This window comes from Woeseia sp. D3-10 (assembly GCF_055809415.1).
Map to the genome: position 1 here is coordinate 748,820 of NZ_JBVVTW010000007.1, position 15,770 is coordinate 764,589.

Here is a 15,770-nt window from a genome sequence, read left to right on the forward strand (position 1 = left end):
GCCTGGTCTGTCACAATCAGCGCCTGTCGGCCCCGCGCCACCCTAATTTTGCCTAAGGACACGACCTTATGGACCGCGAAAAAACCAGCCAGTTTGTCAATGCGATGTGGGACGACTCCATCATTCCGCAACTGAGTCGTTACATTGAAGTGCCCAATAAATCGCCGGGCTTCGACCCCGACTGGGAAAAACACGGCTACATGGACGACGCGATCGCGATGCTGGAAGCCTGGTGTCGCGAGCAGCCGATCAAGGGCATGCAGGTTGAGGTCGTGCGTATCAAGGGGCGCACACCACTGTTGTTCATCGAAGTGCCGGGCGATATCGACGACGACGTCCTGCTCTATGGCCACTACGACAAGCAGCCGGAATTCAGCGGCTGGAAAGACGGTCTGGAACCGTGGAAAGCCGTCATTCGCGATGGCAAGTTGTACGGTCGCGGCGGCGCTGACGATGGCTACGCCGTGTTCGGCTCGCTAACCGCCATCCGCGCTTTGCAGGAGCAAGGTATTCCGCATGCGCGCTGCGTCATCGTCATTGAGGGCTGCGAAGAAAGCGGCAGCTTCGATTTGCCACACTACATCGAAAAACTGGAAAGCCGTATCGGCAAACCCAGTCTTGTTGTGTGTCTCGACGCCGAATGCGGCAACTACGATCAGTTCTGGTGCACCACGTCGCTACGCGGAAATCTGGTTGGCACGCTGAAGGTCGATGTACTGACAGAAGGCGTCCACTCAGGCGGCGCCAGCGGCATCGTACCGTCCAGCTTTCGCGTACTGCGCAAGTTGCTCAGCCGTATCGAAGACGAAGACAGCGGCAAAGTGGTGGTTGATGAATTGTACAGCGACATACCCGCTGCCCGCCTTGAGCAGGCGCAATTGGCCGCCGAAGTATTGCAGGATTCCGTCTATCGCAAGTTCCCGTGGGTTGACGATTCCGCTACGCCGGCCGAATCGCCCTACGAACTGCTGTTGAACAACACATGGCGGCCTACGCTCAGTATCACGGGCGCTGATGGCCTGCCAAGCATTGGCAACGCTGGCAACGTACTGCTGCCGGGAACGACACTGAAACTGTCGTTCCGTCTGCCGCCTACCTGCGAACCGGACAAGGCCGCGGAAGCGGTCAAAAAAGTGCTCGACGCGGACCCACCGCCGTTCAGCAAGACCCATTTCAAAATCGAGTCCGCCATGGGCGGCTGGAACGCACCACCCGTTGCCGACTGGCTGGCCAGCTCCATGCAACGTGCATCGAACGACTATTTCAACAAGCCGTCGATGTACATGGGAACCGGCGGCAGCATTCCGTTCATGGGTATGCTCGGCGAGAAATTTCCCGACGCACAGTTTCTGGTCACCGGCTTGCTGGGACCCAACTCAAATGCGCACGGGCCGAACGAGTTCCTGCACATAGCAACCGGCAAGCGCCTGACTTGTTGCGTTGCCCAGGTCCTGGAAGACCACTGTCAGCGCGGTTGAGCAATAGCGCTATCAATACCGTTGCCCGCCCAAGTTCGGCCAGCAGCCTGCTGATTGCTGCTTGCCTGCTGCTCGCGACTCCGGTCCATGCCACGGCGTTGCCCGATGCCGACCTTTCGCCACTGATCGTCACGACCGGTCTCGCGAACGCCGAGGAAAGTGCCTGGCTGGCGCAACGCGGACGAGCGGAATGGCATTGGTCAGCAGCGACAGCAAGTCACTCCAGTCAAAGTGCCGCCGGTCAGGAGATTCTGCAGTTCGATGGTGAAACCACGCGGCTGTCACTGAAAGCGGAGTTCGGCATTACTGACAGGCTCAGTCTCGGCATGGAATTGCCTTATCTGCTGCACGAGTCCGGCGGCCTCGACAACTTCATAGAACGCTGGCACAGCTGGTTTGGCTTTCCGAATAACTTTCGCGATTTGGTTGCACAGGATCAAATCGATTTTCGCTATTCCGACCATGGAACCCTGCTGCTCGACAATCAGCAAAACCTGCGCGGGGTCGGCGACCTGCGGCTGTTGGCTGGCTGGCAACTGAACCGCGGTGAGAGCAGCGCAACGGCACTCCGCGTTGCACTCAAGGTACCGACCGGCAGCAGCGAACGTTTGACCGGCAGCGGCAATTTTGATCTGGCGATAGGCTACGTCAATGACAGGAGTATGCTGTTCGGCAATGCACGATGGTCTTCGTTTTACCGCTTGTACGCCATTCTGGTTGGCGAGCCAGATCATCTGGCCGCACGCGCAAGACCGTTTATCGGTCAGGCGGCTGCAGGACTCAGCGTGCAGGCGCTGCCTCGTTTGTCGCTGTCAGTGCAAGCCACAATGCGCAGTGCCGCTTACGATTCTGAACTCAAGATGCTGGGCGACCCTGCTGTATTACTGAACGTCGGCGGCACACTTAAACTGACCGAGAACTTGCAGCTGGCGATAAACGTGGGCGAAGATATTCGGGTGGATACCGCGCCCGACGTCACGTTTGGCCTGTCATTGAAATACCTGCCGCGTGCAAACCGGTAGCTCACCGAAGATAGCAACACCACGGAGTCCGTAATGGCCGACAAGAACAACGACAAATCATCGCGCTCATCAGACCTGACGATTGCCGGCTTCGGCCTGCGCTTCATTGCTGCACTCGTGCTGGTCATGGCCACTTACAATCCCACGCGCTACTCCGTGTTCGCCTGGATCAGGGAAGCGCTGGCAGCGAGCACCCTCGGTGCCCCGCACGTGTTCGTACTGGTATTGCTGGTCATTGGCTGGACGATATACCTTGTCGCCAGTTTCCGATCTCTGGGCACACTGGGCATGGTACTCGGCAGCGCGTTCTTCGCAGCATTGATCTGGCTGTTAACCGACTTCGGCCTGCTGGCGGCCAACTCCGTAACGTCGCTTACCTGGATTATCCTCGTATGCCTCGCGGCCTTGTTAACGATAGGTGTCTCCGGCTCACATATGTGGCGCCGACTTACCGGCCAGCTCGAAGTCGACGAGGACTGAACGCGTTTCGCGTAGGCTACTAAAGGCTTATTGCGCGCCGGCCAGCGAGCTAGTGTGGAATGCGTGACATGCCTGAGAACTTGCCGTTCTCGGCAAACTCGATTCGAAAGCGACCGTGCACGCCGTCATGGCGGACATGCTCCCGCAATATGTTGGCCGGAAATCGCACGGTCTGGCCGTTCTCCGCGACGACAACCACGACACGAGCACTGCCCTGATACAAGCGCAGTAGTCGCTCACTGTCGATGGCGAGCTGTACGACGACGAAATTCACTGGCTGTGTGCACTCTGCAACGGCAAACCCCGCCACGCAGTCTACGACTTTCGGTAGCGCTCAGCGACAAACGGTGCCGCCGTGTTGTAAGGATCGGTGCCGAAGTCGTCTTCGTCGCTGACTTGCCAGTCAGCGGGCTGCTCTGCCGCTGACGAAGACGGTGCGGCGCCGACCGGTTTTAGTTGCGGCGGCCTTAGCGGCCGGAACTGGGGCTTGTTTGAGTCTGACATGACAACTCCACGAACGTGTTACGAGCGGTCAGTCTATGCGAACACCTGGCGGCGGCCGCTGTCGTTCGTCATGCCGAAAGCGCCGTTCGTCGATTCTCAGCCGCTGGTCGGGCGGCTACTACCGCTGGTCCGCGATCCGCGCCAAACCAGCTCAGCTTCCCGGACAACGCCACAGACTCGCCAACGAACAAAATCGCCGGCGAAGGCACGCCGCCCGCGAGCCCGGCGATCGTCGCCACGGTTCCGCGCACCACCCGTTGCTGCGGTGTCGTACCTTCCGAAACCAGCGCAACCGGCGTCGACGCTGGCAGTCCATGGCGAAGCAGTGCCGCGCTGCAATGCTGCAGGCGCTGCAGACTCATGTAGAGAGCCAGGGTTTGGCCGGGCCGCGCCAGAACCGCCCAGTCCGGGTCATCGTCCGTCTGCAAACTCGCCGTTGCGAACGTAACGCTCGCACTAACGCCACGTAACGTGAGTGGAATACCGCTGTAGGCCGCACAACCGAGAGCGGCAGAGATACCCGGAACAATTTCGAACGGCAGCCCCGCATCGGCGAGTGCTACCGCTTCTTCACCGCCGCGCCCAAACACGAACGGATCGCCGCCTTTGAGTCGGCAGACCCGTTTACCCTCACGCACGTGCTGCAAAAGCAAATCCGTGATGACTTCCTGCGGAACGCTCGGCCCACCACCCTCTTTGCCCACTGAGATCAGCACCGCTTCCTTGCGAGCCATATCCAGTATCAACGGCGATACGAGGCGGTCGTACAAGACGACGTCCGCATTGCTGAGCAGTTGTTGTGCTCGCAACGTCATAAGCCCCGGATCACCCGGACCGGCGCCCACAATCGACGCACTGCCGGAAACCGGTTCTGGTTTACCGCTGATCAGTTCCTTACGCATTGTCCGCTCGGCCTTGCTGTCACGACCCGCCAACAGATCAGCAGCAATCGGGCCGTCGAAGAAGCGCTGCCAGAAACGTCGTCGCGCATCGATAGTCGGGAAGCGTTTCTTGACGAGGCCGCGCCACTGCCCGGCCCGGCGCGCCAGCGTGCCTATCCGTGCAGGCAACCAGGCTTCGAGCTGGCTTTTCAGGCGCTGCGCCAGCACCGGTGCGTCGCCACCCGTACTAAAGGCAAGCAGCACCGGATCACGGTCAACAATCGCCGGCAAGATGAAGTCGCAATGCTCTTGATCGTCAACGGCATTGCACAGTACATCGGCATGCTGGGCCGCATCGAATACCTCGCGGTTCAGCTCTGGGTTATCGGTAGCGGCAATGACCAGGCGCTGGCCAGCAAGTTGCGACGGTCGAAAGATTGATTTTTCATATTTCAGCTGGCCATTTTGGTGCAGCCGTTGAATCTCGGAACACGCTGCTGGCGCCACTACCCGCAATTGAGCACCCGCGCGCAGCAACAGGGCGGCCTTGCGCGCGGCAACCTCGCCGGCGCCAACGATCAGGCAAGGGCGATTCTTCAGATCGACAAACAGCGGCAGGTAATTCATGACGGCATTCCGGTAACTTCGGTGCACCCTAGCCTCCGCTTCGGCGCAACTGAAATAGCATTCAGGACTGCCGCTATAACGCACCGGCATACCGCATAGTTTGACAGCACCAGTTCCGGGTGTTTATATCCCGGCATGCGACCAACCACCGCCCTCCGCCCGACTCCATTGATGTGTTGCTGCCAGAATATTCAGGCGGCGATCCGGCGCGCACACTAGTCGTAATTCGGATTTGGTAATGGGCCGCTCAACCGACTTGGATGAGCGGCCTTTTTTTTGCAGCTACAAACCGGCCCCAGCGGCCAGGAGAAAGGCATGACCCTTAAGCAGCTCAAGTATTTGCTGGGAGTCGTCGACAACGGGCTCAATATCACGGCGGCGGCCGAACACCTGTTCACCAGCCAGCCGGGCATCAGCAAACAATTGCGGCAGCTTGAGCAGGAGGTCGGCGTGCAGCTCTTCTCCCGCAAAGGCAAAGTCCTCAGTGCGCTGACCCCGGCAGGCCGCACTGTCGTCGAGTACGCACGCAAGATCACCCGTGACGTGGACAATATCCGCAGTCTCGGCCGCGATCTGGTGGCGGAGCAGGAAGGCACTCTGTCGATTGCCACTACCCATACGCAGGCTCGTTATGTGCTCCCCGACGTAATTCGCGAATTTCACGAACGCTTCCCGAAGGTCAATCTCGAGTTGCACCAGGGTACGTCGGAACAAATTGCAGCGTTAATCGCCGAAGGCCGTGCGGACTTCGCCATTGCCACCGAGTCACGCGAACTGTTCCCGGAAATGAACATGCTGCCGTGCTTCCGCTGGGACCGCATCGTGCTGACACCGAAAGACCACCCCCTGGTCAAAGAAGCCGCCGATATGACCTTGCCGAAACTCGCCGATCACCCGCTGATCACCTACGTTTTCAGTTCAACCCGCGAGTCGTCGTTCCTGCGCGCGTTCAAGGACGAGGGTCTCGAACCGACCGTCGTCTTCACGGCCCGCGACGCCGACGTGATCAAGACCTACGTCAGAATGGGCATGGGTGTGGGCGTAATCGCACCGATGGCACTGCAATGCGATGACACCAAAGACCTCAACGCCATTTCCGCCAGTGGTTTGTTTCCACAAGTGACTACCTGGCTTGGCATTCCACGCGACCGGGTGTTGCGCGGCTACATGCGTGAATTCATTGCCTTGTTCGCACCGCACTGGCCCGTGCACGACATCGAGCTGGCAGCAACGGCAGGCTCACAGCAGGAAGTCGACGAACTGGCCGCAAACATTCCATTGCCGCTGAACAATGGTTGCACGAAGGGGCTTTCAGTCGCGGCCTGAGCGGGCTTGGTCAGACCGAATTCAGGTCAATTTCGTGCAGGCCACACTCTCTTTTCAGCCCGAAGAAGCGGGTTTCTTCTGTGCTGCCCGCTTCGCCGAGTGGCCGGGTTGTATGATGGTCGCCGATGCTGACATAGCCTTTTTCCCATAGCGGGTGATACGGCAAGTCATGCGCTTGCAGGTACTGATAAACATCGCGATCAGTCCAGTCGGCAATTGGATGCACTTTCACACGTTCGCCCGCCCATTCGATAAATGCCTGCTCAGTGCGACTGCTCGATTGTGAACGGCGCAAACCTGCGTACCAGGTACCGACTGACAAATCCCGCAATGCACGCTTCATCGGTTCGACTTTCACTTCGTTGTTGTAGGCTTCTATCCCAGCGCGGCCTTGCAGCCAGCGTTCGCCGTGCCGCGCTTCCTGCCACGCCGGTGATACCGATGCCCGGTAGACGCGCAAATTCAGGTTAAGACGCGCCTGCATATCGTCGATGAACCGGTAGGTTTCCGGAAACAGGTAACCCGTATCGACAACCACGACCGGAATATCCGGCATTTCCTGCGTTAGCAAGTGCAGCATCACTGCTGACTGAGCGCCAAAGCTGGACGAGATCACGTGATTCGCTGGCAGGTGTTCCAAAGACCAGCGAACCCGTTCTGCCGCCGTCATTCCAGCGAACTTGCGATTGCAAAATTCGCGCGATGCGGCGCGAGTTGCCTGTGGCCCGAACGCCTCGTAGCGCTCCGTTGCCGAATCCGCGGAATCCACCACCTGATTTTTGAGCGCGGAAACTGACATCAGGCAGAGCCCCCGGCTGGCAGCAGGCGATGTACAAAATCTCCAAACGGCTCTGCATTCTGGCGCTCCCGCGCGAAACGGTCGAACCAGTGATTCAGGGTATCGAGCAACGTTGTCTCATCTGCATTCTCGTGCACCAGCCGATTGAGTCGGTAGCCGAACGGATCGCCGCCGAGAAACAGACTGTAGTGTCCGGGCGCGCGACCGACTAACGCAATCTCCGCCAGATAAGGACGCGCGCAGCCGTTCGGGCAGCCCGTGATACGCAGCGAGATCGGCTCGTTCGCCAGACCGTTTTTCTCCAGCAATGCATCAGTCTGACTGACGAAGTCATTGAGATAACGTTCCGCTTCGGCCATAGCCAGTCCACAGGTAGGCAAAGCGACACAGGCCAGCGCCTGTTGCCGCAGCGGTGTGATGTGCTGCAGCTTGTCGATACCGTGCTCCGCGAGCAGTTTCTCAATCAGTGCTTTGTCGTCTGCCTTGATGTTGCTGATGATCAGGTTCTGATTGGCGGTAACCCGGAACTCCACACGATCAGTTGCGGCAACAGCCCTGAGACCCGAACGCACGCTCGCGTGCTCGTTATCCAGAACCCTGCCCTCAGGAATGAACAGGCACAAATGCCAAAGCCCGCGTAAATCCTGCTGCCAGCCAAAACGATCACCGCGGCTGGTAAAACGAAATTCAGCTGCCGGCGCGAGCGCGAAACCCAGGCGTCGCGATAACTCTTCCGTGAACCAGTCCAGACCACGATCATCGATCGTGTACTTCAGGCGCGCGTGCTTGCGATTGGTACGATCACCAAAGTCGCGTTGCAACGCGACGACGTGCTCAGCGACGGTAACCGCCTGTTCCGGTGTGCAAAAGCCGATGACATCGGCAACCCGAGGGTAGGTTTCCGGCTCGCCGTGCGACATACCCAGACCGCCACCGACAGTGACGTTGAAACCGATCAGCTTGCCGTCTTTCTCAATGGCAATGAACCCGAGGTCTTGCGAAAAAATATCGATATCGTTCGACGGCGGGATCACCACACCTATCTTGAACTTGCGCGGCAGGTAGGTGGTGCCATAAACCGGCTCGTAATCTTCGCCACCTTCGACCCGTTTTCCGTCGAGCCATATCTCGTGATACGCACGGGTCTTTGGCAACAGGTGTTCGCTGATCTCTTTTGCTTTGGCGTAGGCCGTCGCATGGAATGGGCTCTGCTCCGGGAGCGAGGTGCACATTACGTTGCGATTGACGTCGCCGCAGGCTGCAATGGTGTCCAGCAATGCGTCGTTGATGCTGCGCATCGTCGGTTTCAGGTCGCGTTTGATAACGGCGTGAAACTGGAAGGTCTGACGGGTTGTCAAACGCAGGGTGTTGTTGGAGTACGCACCGGCAATATCATCAAGCTGCAACCATTGCTTTGCCGTCGCGACCCCACCAGCCATGCGAATGCGAATCATGAAGCTATACAGCGGTTCGAGTTTGCGGCGCTGGCGTTCGGCGCGCAGGTCACGGTCGTCCTGCTGATAAAAGCCGTGGTACTTGGTCAGCTGGATGTCATCCTCGGACAATGCGCCAGTCGCATCATCGGCAAGACCTTCAACAATTGTGCCGCGCAAGTAGTTACTGCGCTGCTTGATGCCCTCGACCGGGCTCAGTTTTTCTGTCGTTGCTTTGCTCATCAAAGTCACTCAGTACACGTCACGTTGATAGCGGCCGGCTGTTTTCAATTCAGCCACTGATTCGATTGCTTGCTCCGGCGTCAATCCGCCCTGCGTTTCAAATACGTTCAACAATGCGAGATGTACGTCATTCGCCATGTAGTCGGCATCACCGCAAACGTAGACGTGTGCACCGCGCTGCAGCCAGGCCCACAATGTCCCGGCCTGCTCGGCGATACGGTGTTGCACGTAGATCTTGTCTGCCTGATCGCGGGAGAACGCGACATCAAGGCGCGACAGAATTCCGTCCTTCCGGTAGCGCAACCACTCCAGTTGATACAGGAAATCACTGGCGAAGTGTCGGTCACCGTAGATCAGCCAGTTATCGCCACTGTGGCCCAGTTCCCGACGGTGCTCGACGAAGGCACGATAAGGGGCAACGCCCGTGCCGGCACCGATCATGATGATCGGCGTACTGGAATCCTGCGGCAGACGGAAATGATCATTGCGCTCAACGTAGACCGGTGCCGACTCGTGTCCGGCGGTCAAGAAGTTTGATGCAGCCCCCCAGTGATCGCGGCCATACAGCTGGTAACGAACCTGTGCCACCGTGAGGTGAACTTCACCCGGGTTCGCATCCGGACTCGATGCGATGGAGTACAACCGTGGGGTTAAACTCCGCAGCTGATCGACAAACTCCTGCGCCTCCCACTGCAACGGGTAGTCGCTGACTGCATCAATTACCTGGCGGGTTTTGAACCAACGGTTGAGCGTATCCCGGTCGTCGAGTACGCCGGCAATCTCGGCGTGGTCGTTGGCGAGATGCGTCAACAACGGCTTGCTAAGCACACTGATTTCCTTGTGCGCGCTCAGTACTTCGGACAATGGCAGATCTGCACCGCCCAGATTGACCGCCGCATCGGCTGACAGGCCGGTGGCTTTCAGCACCGCATCAACCAGCGGCGGTGGGTTCTTCGCGATAATGCCGAGCGAATCACCGGGCGCGTAACTGACGCCAGCCTCTTCAATGTCGAGTTCAATGTGATGCACCGCTTTGCTGGAACCCGGGCCGGTAATGATCTGGTCGGTGAGAATGTCGGCCTGATACGGCCGCTCACGGGAAACGCGCGGCTTGTTTTCTACAGCGCGCAAACGCGTTGCCGCGACCGGAGGCGTTTCCGCCGCGGCTTTGTCGATGACGGAACGCGTCCAATTGGCCGCTGGCGCGTCGTAATCCAGATCGCAATCAACTCGGCCGGCGATGGCCTTGGCACCGAGTTCCGCCAAGCGTTCATCGAAGCGCTGACCCATCAGGCAAAAGTCAGCGTAACTTGAATCGCCAAGTGCGAGCACTGAATAACTCAGTCCGGACAGCGACGGTGCCCGCTTGCCAAACCAGTATTCGAAGAACAGTTCCGAACCGTCCGGCGGCTCACCCACACCGTGCGTTGCCACGACGAACAACGCGCGACTCACCCGTGCGAGCGACTTGGGCTTCACGTCGCGCAAATCCAGCACCTCAACCGCCAGCCCGGCGTCACGCGCATTTTCCGCCAGCGACTCCGCCACACGACGGCTGTTGCCGGTTTCCGTGGCGTAGTAAATATTCCAGACATCCGCGACTGCGGTAGCCTCCGGTACGTCCTGTGGCAATGCCGTACCACCCGCAAGTCCGGCCAGATAGCCGCTGGACCACAGCAACTGGTCGCGGTCGAAACCGGCGATCGCCGTTTGCAATTGCTGCTGTTCGTTGGCCGCCAATGGCGGATTGATCAAGGCCTGTTGCGCTGAACTCATGGTGCTTTCCCGGAGCGGATTTCAGAGGCGACGCTATAGGCTGCAGCGGTCCAGGTGAATAACCGAGTTCTTATCGCGACATAACTGCGAGCTATACGCGTGCTTGCAAGCGCCTCCCGCGTCATTGCTGGCTGCGACGCCGGGGCCAGCATGGGTCGACGACACCGCAGCGCAACCCGCCGACCACCCACATTCCGGCGCTCGCCAGCCGGCGGTCAGACTGCTGTCGGATATCTTTACAAAGTGCTGCAAGAGCACCCGAATTGCGCCTTTATCCGCTGCTCAAAGGATGACCAGCAACCGTCGTCGGTTGGCGACAGACACAGACTGTGAAGCCGGTCACATTACGCCTCGCCGGGACTGTCGGCAGGCTTTACGCCAGCCCCATCGGTGATACTTAACTAATTGATTTTATTAATCTATTCAAGGTGGCACAGCCCTTGCTTTATAGACCGCATGACTACTAAAAACACCGCCATTACCGCCGCCCTCGTCGCCTTGTTGCTCAGCGTCCTGAGTCAGCCAGCCCTCGCAGGAAACTTCGACATTGTCATCAATGGCAAGTCTCACCACATCAACGCTGACTACGACTGGAACGAAGAGAATCTGGGTCTTGGCTTTGAGTATGAATTCCAGCCGACCTCGCGCTGGATCAAGACGATCAACGCGAATTATTTTGTCGACAGCCTCAACAACATGTCGTACATGGCCGGCGCGGGCATCAAGCGCCGCCTGCTGGCCACTGACCGCTTTGGCGGCATGTACTTCGATGCGGGTGTCGTTGGCTTCCTGATGGCGCGCAAAGACATTAACGACTACCAACCGTTTCCGGGCATATTGCCAGCGGTCTCTATTGGCAATCGCTACGCCGGCATCAACCTGACGTACCTGCCAAAGAAAGCGGTGCACGACATGGCGCATGCCAACGTGGTGGACCCGAACATCGGCGGTGTCATTTTCATGCAGTTCAAATTCAGCATGGACGCGTTCACGTTCTGAACGCGCAGAAGTGGCTGCGGGTTCGTCGAAAACGGCCCGATATGCGGACGATGATCCGGGTGCGTTGCCCTCAGTAAATTTCCCGAGTGTAAATACGCCGGTCCTCGCCGCGGTATATGCCGAAAGTCGCCGTTCCAGCGGGATTCTCAAGGCCAGGGAGCCCCGCGTTCCAGTCGAAGCGCAACCACGCCGGGACATCCGCTGTCACTGTCGTACTCCCGTCGTTGCCACTGCCCGGCGCTAACAGGTTCAGATTGAAATCGCCGGCTAGCGGCGGTTCGCGGTAACGCAAGCCCGCCGGTCCCGCCGCTGCACAAGCGATACCGCTGTCGCCGGGACTGCCGTTCTCAATAGCGCAGGTTTCGTTGGCCGTCAAATTGCCGCTGAAGCCGCCGAGACTGAGGGTAACATCGCTCGTGCAACTGTCCTCGGTATTCGCAACGAACCCGGTCGCCGTGTCCGCGAAGTATTCCGCGAGCATTGGCACCTGCAAATTGACCAGCTCCGAGCCGACCGCGTTCAGCAGCCGAACACGTCCATAACGCATTTCGTTGCCCGCATTGAACCCCATATTCGGAAACGTGACCGCATTGGTCTGTGCCGCGACACCGTCTGTATCCAGAACATTAATCGACAAAGAGATGTCGGCATTGAACGGCGCTTCCGGCATAGCTTTTACAAACGACAACCCCGCGCCGGCCCCGAACGTCAGAGTTGCCTGACCGCCAACGCCCGCCGCAATAAGCGGATCAACCGCCATGTCCGGCAGGTTCCCGGTATCGAGATTGCCCGCGGCAGCAATGTAGTTGCGGTTGTCCAGACTGCTGTTTTGCAGGCGAAAGTACGCGCCCGTGTAGTTAACCGTCGGCGTGTCGTCAGCCGCAACCGCAGTGACCGTAATCACAGGCGGTGTCGCGTAGACGAAATTCTGGCCGATGTAGCTGAATGCGCCGCTCGTACAAGCCGTCGCAAACTCGGGCACATTGGTCGTTGCATTGAAGTGGTCCGGAATGAAACGACCCACGTTGGCCGAGGGCGTACCGACGACATTGCCTGCGCCCAGGTAATCGCCATCACCGACTTGCGGCGTCAACGAAATAATGCCCACCTCCGGCCAACTGAAATCCGTGCCTGTCGCGGTCCCGGCGATGAATGCGCCGAATCCAATGCCAGAATTGACTGCCGGGTTGTTGCCACCTGCCGGGCTCACGAGCGTCGTCGCGAGCGAGACGGTTTCTGCGATGCTTTCTTGCCCGTAGTTCGGCGTTGCATCACCGTCCGCATCGAGTGCGGTGACAGAGGCAGTGAATGGTGTGCCTGCCGCAACGAACGGCGCACCGCTCGCATCCGCAGCCGCCGGATTCGGATTGCCACCCGGGTCCTGTATGCCAGTCAGCACGAAGGTGTACGGGCGGACGACGAAAGCACCGGTAGCGCCGCGTATGCCGTTCGGCAGATTCGGATCGGCGATATTGTCGTCATTGAAGTTCAGTCTGATCTGGCCCGCATCCTTGTAACGCGCACTCACCACCGCCTGACCGTTGTTGAATACAACAGATTGCGTTCCGGCCGACGCTTCCGATGTCGCCGCCGCCAAACCATCAACCGATGGCGCGATACTGCCCGCAACCGGGTTTATGTAGTCATACCAAACCTGCAGGTTGCGGGTGCCATCGTATGACTCGATGACCCCGCACACCGGATCCGTCGGCGTTTGCCCATACGCAGTCAGGTAGACCGGAAAATCAATGGCCGCTGTTTGCGCTGCCGTGAACGGCGCGATGGTCGCTGGCGGCGGATTGGACAAAGGCCCGGCGGTAACACTGAAACCACTCGCCGAAAACGTCATGAGCCCTTCCGCATCCGTATCACGGATACCCGAGTCGGACGACTGGTAGACATCGATATCGAACACCGGCGCACCCTGCGGGTAGCTCAGTGCAAAAACAACATTCGGGTCGTTGAGCGCCCATTGGTAGGTGGCAATACCGTCATCGGGTGTTCCATCGGTCAATACACCAGCGCCACTCAGCAGTGTCCAGGTGCCGTTACCGGTTTGTGTATCCAGCGTCACTTCAGCCATGTAATCCAGGCGCGGTAACCCGGCGATGCCGTCCACCACACCGACCTCAATCGTTTCCGCAACGCAATGCAGGCCGTTGTTGTCATGATTGATGACGAACTCCGCCGATGCGCAGGAAACGCAAGGTCGCGTTCGGTTCATATGAGCGGCTACTTCCGTTGCTGAAATAGCGCCGTCCCAGAAAGTAAGCTCGTCTATGTCGCCGTTCCAGTAGCGACCGCGATTCTGCGAGTTCTCGCCAATAAACAGGTCGTAGCTGCTGTTGTTGATCGCCACTGAGTGATTGGCAGAATTGACGAGATTGCCATTGATGTAAATGCGCATGACGGATCGGTCGTAAGTCGCTGCCACGTGATACCAGACGCCGGGCGTCGGTACGACATTACTGTTCAGATCGGCACCGGCGCAGCCACCGTTCAGGCCCAACGTAATTCCGTAGCGCGTATTGCCGGGCAGGTTGTCCGAAATTTCGCAGCCGCCGTTCAGATGCAAACGGTAGCTGTTATCGCCCTTTGCCAGGATCGCCTGCCAGTCGCTCAAGCCGCCGTTGTGTCGCACCCAAACGGCCAGACTCATCGCGTCAGAAAAATCCAGCGCCGCTGTATCCGGCACCCGCACGTAAGCAGAGCTACCGTTCAATCCTGCCGCACTGCACAGCTGCCCATTGGCTTCGACATCGACGCCACCTTGCGTTGTACCGTTCAAACCATTAGGGCCGACATCGACGACGGTGCTGCCGTTGAAACCCAGTGTGCAATCGTCCATGGGCCAATCGGCGACGATGTTTGGCTGCACAACCGCACAGCGAGTGATCTCGGCGTTATCACCGCCGTAGTAGGCCGTGCCGTTTGGCGATACCCAGACGTCATAGATGTCGCTGCTTGCCTCGGTGGATTGATTCCAGCTGCTGCCGTCGAAATACAGCGCCTGACCGTTGGCACCGCCTGCATTGATCTGGCTGTCATTGCCGTACAGTCCGCTCATGAACTGGCTGCTGGAGGCAATGACCTGGCAACTGCTGCCGTTAAAACGGTAAATATCCTGACGCCGGACAAGGTATACATTGCCCGCGTCATCACCCCAGACGTCGGTAAAATTATTGCCACTGCGGCACGAATCCTCGCGCCCGGCCCAGATGCCCGTCGTCCGGTTGTAGATATACAGTTCACCGCGATCACTCATCGCGTAGACGAAGTTGGCATCACCCCAGACATCTTCAATGTCACGGTTGCCGGTTCCTGCCGCACCACTCAGGTCAGACCAACTCAGGCCGTTGTAGCGCCAGATTTCGCCACGGTCACCGACAGCGTAAGCCTCCGACGCAGACGCCGCCCAGACACCGAACAAGTCCCGGGACGTGAAACCACTCCGATCGACCCATGTGCCACCAACGAGCTGCAATGCCGTGCCGTCGTCGCCTACCGCAAATGCCGTTGCTGCATTAACGACTTCCACGTCGTTAAGGTCATCGTTCGTTCCACTGTTCATCGCGGCCCAGATCGAACCGTTATATCGGTAGATGTTGCCGTTATCGCCAACACCGATAACATTGCTGTCCGTGCTGCCGGATATCCCGAAGAATTCCTCAGTGCCGACGGTAGTCGTGGTACACACCGGTGCCGACTGAGCGTAGACATCGTCCGAAGTAAACAGCACGAGACCAACCAACACTTGTGCAGCGAAAAGTCGAATGACATGAGAGCTACGCATCACATGGCATCCGTTACGGTCGTGCGAATCCGCCGCGATACGTAGTCCGGTGTTCCATAGGCGCCTGCTCGTGCAAATGCATCTATGGTGTAAACCGTATTACTTGCAGCGCCCTCACTATGGGCCGTACTGCTGCACGATGTATCAACGTCGAAGCCCGCCAACCCGCCTTCTGTCAGCGTCACACTCTGACTACCACAGTTGCCGTTGACGAGTGCATCGTAGATTGACGCTTCAACGCCGGCACGGGCGGCGGAAAAGGCCCGCGCACCCTGTATTGCCAGGACCGTGGTTTGTTGCGATACCGCTGTCAGTCGCACCGCAACCGCGCCCAGTGCGGCCAGTACGATCAGCAGGAACAAGGCCGGCACCAACGAGAAGCCGCGCTGCGCATGCACCCAATTGCGGG

13 protein-coding genes are annotated in these 15,770 nt (G+C 58.7%); 5 read left to right on the forward strand and 8 right to left on the reverse strand.

The features are described from left to right. Window positions 1-68: 68 nt before the first annotated feature. The 3 genes from AC0L8N_RS04235 to AC0L8N_RS04245 are packed head-to-tail and all read left to right on the forward strand — an operon-like array spanning window position 69 to window position 2,980. A complete protein-coding gene (locus AC0L8N_RS04235) occupies window positions 69-1,478 on the forward strand; it encodes a M20 family metallopeptidase (protein WP_473666328.1) in 1,410 nt (469 codons plus the stop codon). Then, window positions 1,475-2,500 (forward strand): DUF3187 family protein, encoded by a 1,026-nt coding sequence (locus AC0L8N_RS04240; RefSeq protein WP_473666329.1) that lies wholly within the window; start codon window positions 1,475-1,477, stop codon window positions 2,498-2,500. Before AC0L8N_RS04235 ends, AC0L8N_RS04240 begins: the two co-directional genes overlap by 4 nt. 33 nt (window positions 2,501-2,533) lie before the next feature. After that, on the forward strand, window positions 2,534-2,980 hold the full coding sequence (locus AC0L8N_RS04245; RefSeq protein ID WP_473666330.1) for a DUF6524 family protein: 447 nt from the start codon (window positions 2,534-2,536) through the stop codon (window positions 2,978-2,980). Window positions 2,981-3,029: 49 nt separating this feature from the next. Here the strand turns inward: AC0L8N_RS04245 and AC0L8N_RS04250 are convergent, their stop codons facing one another. The 3 genes from AC0L8N_RS04250 to cysG all read right to left on the reverse strand — a co-directional run bounded on the left by AC0L8N_RS04250 (window position 3,030) and on the right by cysG (window position 4,992). Then, window positions 3,030-3,254: a DUF2835 domain-containing protein gene (locus AC0L8N_RS04250; protein ID WP_473666331.1), complete on the reverse strand. Its 225-nt coding sequence runs from the start codon at window positions 3,252-3,254 to the stop codon at window positions 3,030-3,032. A 41-nt stretch (window positions 3,255-3,295) separates the two neighbouring features. Further along, window positions 3,296-3,484 carry a hypothetical protein gene (locus AC0L8N_RS04255; protein WP_473666332.1) on the reverse strand — a complete coding sequence of 63 codons (189 nt, stop codon included), beginning with the start codon at window positions 3,482-3,484 and terminating at the stop codon, window positions 3,296-3,298. A 68-nt stretch (window positions 3,485-3,552) separates the two neighbouring features. Next, window positions 3,553-4,992: a siroheme synthase CysG gene (gene cysG, locus AC0L8N_RS04260; protein WP_473666333.1), complete on the reverse strand. Its 1,440-nt coding sequence runs from the start codon at window positions 4,990-4,992 to the stop codon at window positions 3,553-3,555. Between the two features lie 315 nt (window positions 4,993-5,307). Here cysG and AC0L8N_RS04265 point away from each other — a divergent pair, with 315 nt between their 5' ends. Continuing rightward, complete coding sequence (locus tag AC0L8N_RS04265; RefSeq protein ID WP_473666334.1) at window positions 5,308-6,318, forward strand: LysR substrate-binding domain-containing protein; 1,011 nt, start codon at window positions 5,308-5,310, stop codon at window positions 6,316-6,318. A 10-nt stretch (window positions 6,319-6,328) separates the two neighbouring features. On the opposite strand, the gene AC0L8N_RS04270 is transcribed toward AC0L8N_RS04265, so the two are convergent. Genes AC0L8N_RS04270 through AC0L8N_RS04280 form a run of 3 tightly spaced genes read right to left on the reverse strand, consistent with a single transcriptional unit; the run spans window position 6,329 to window position 10,569 of the window. Continuing rightward, window positions 6,329-7,117, reverse strand: coding sequence for a phosphoadenylyl-sulfate reductase (locus AC0L8N_RS04270; protein ID WP_473666335.1), 789 nt, complete (start codon window positions 7,115-7,117; stop codon window positions 6,329-6,331). Continuing rightward, window positions 7,117-8,793: an assimilatory sulfite reductase (NADPH) hemoprotein subunit gene (gene cysI / locus AC0L8N_RS04275; RefSeq protein ID WP_473666336.1), complete on the reverse strand. Its 1,677-nt coding sequence runs from the start codon at window positions 8,791-8,793 to the stop codon at window positions 7,117-7,119. Before cysI ends, AC0L8N_RS04270 begins: the two co-directional genes overlap by 1 nt. 9 nt (window positions 8,794-8,802) lie before the next feature. Continuing rightward, window positions 8,803-10,569 (reverse strand): diflavin oxidoreductase, encoded by a 1,767-nt coding sequence (locus tag AC0L8N_RS04280; protein WP_473666337.1) that lies wholly within the window; start codon window positions 10,567-10,569, stop codon window positions 8,803-8,805. A gap of 456 nt (window positions 10,570-11,025) precedes the next feature. Here AC0L8N_RS04280 and AC0L8N_RS04285 point away from each other — a divergent pair, with 456 nt between their 5' ends. Continuing rightward, complete coding sequence (locus tag AC0L8N_RS04285; protein WP_473666338.1) at window positions 11,026-11,568, forward strand: hypothetical protein; 543 nt, start codon at window positions 11,026-11,028, stop codon at window positions 11,566-11,568. Window positions 11,569-11,638: 70 nt separating this feature from the next. Here AC0L8N_RS04285 and AC0L8N_RS04290 read toward each other — a convergent pair whose 3' ends face one another. Together AC0L8N_RS04290 and AC0L8N_RS04295 are read right to left on the reverse strand one after the other, a co-directional pair. Continuing rightward, the gene (locus AC0L8N_RS04290; protein ID WP_473666339.1) at window positions 11,639-15,361 is read right to left on the reverse strand and encodes a DUF6701 domain-containing protein; all 3,723 of its coding nucleotides are present in this window, start codon (window positions 15,359-15,361) and stop codon (window positions 11,639-11,641) included. Further along, window positions 15,361-15,759, reverse strand: coding sequence for a pilus assembly PilX family protein (locus AC0L8N_RS04295; protein ID WP_473666340.1), 399 nt, complete (start codon window positions 15,757-15,759; stop codon window positions 15,361-15,363). Before AC0L8N_RS04295 ends, AC0L8N_RS04290 begins: the two co-directional genes overlap by 1 nt. Window positions 15,760-15,770: the final 11 nt, after the last annotated feature.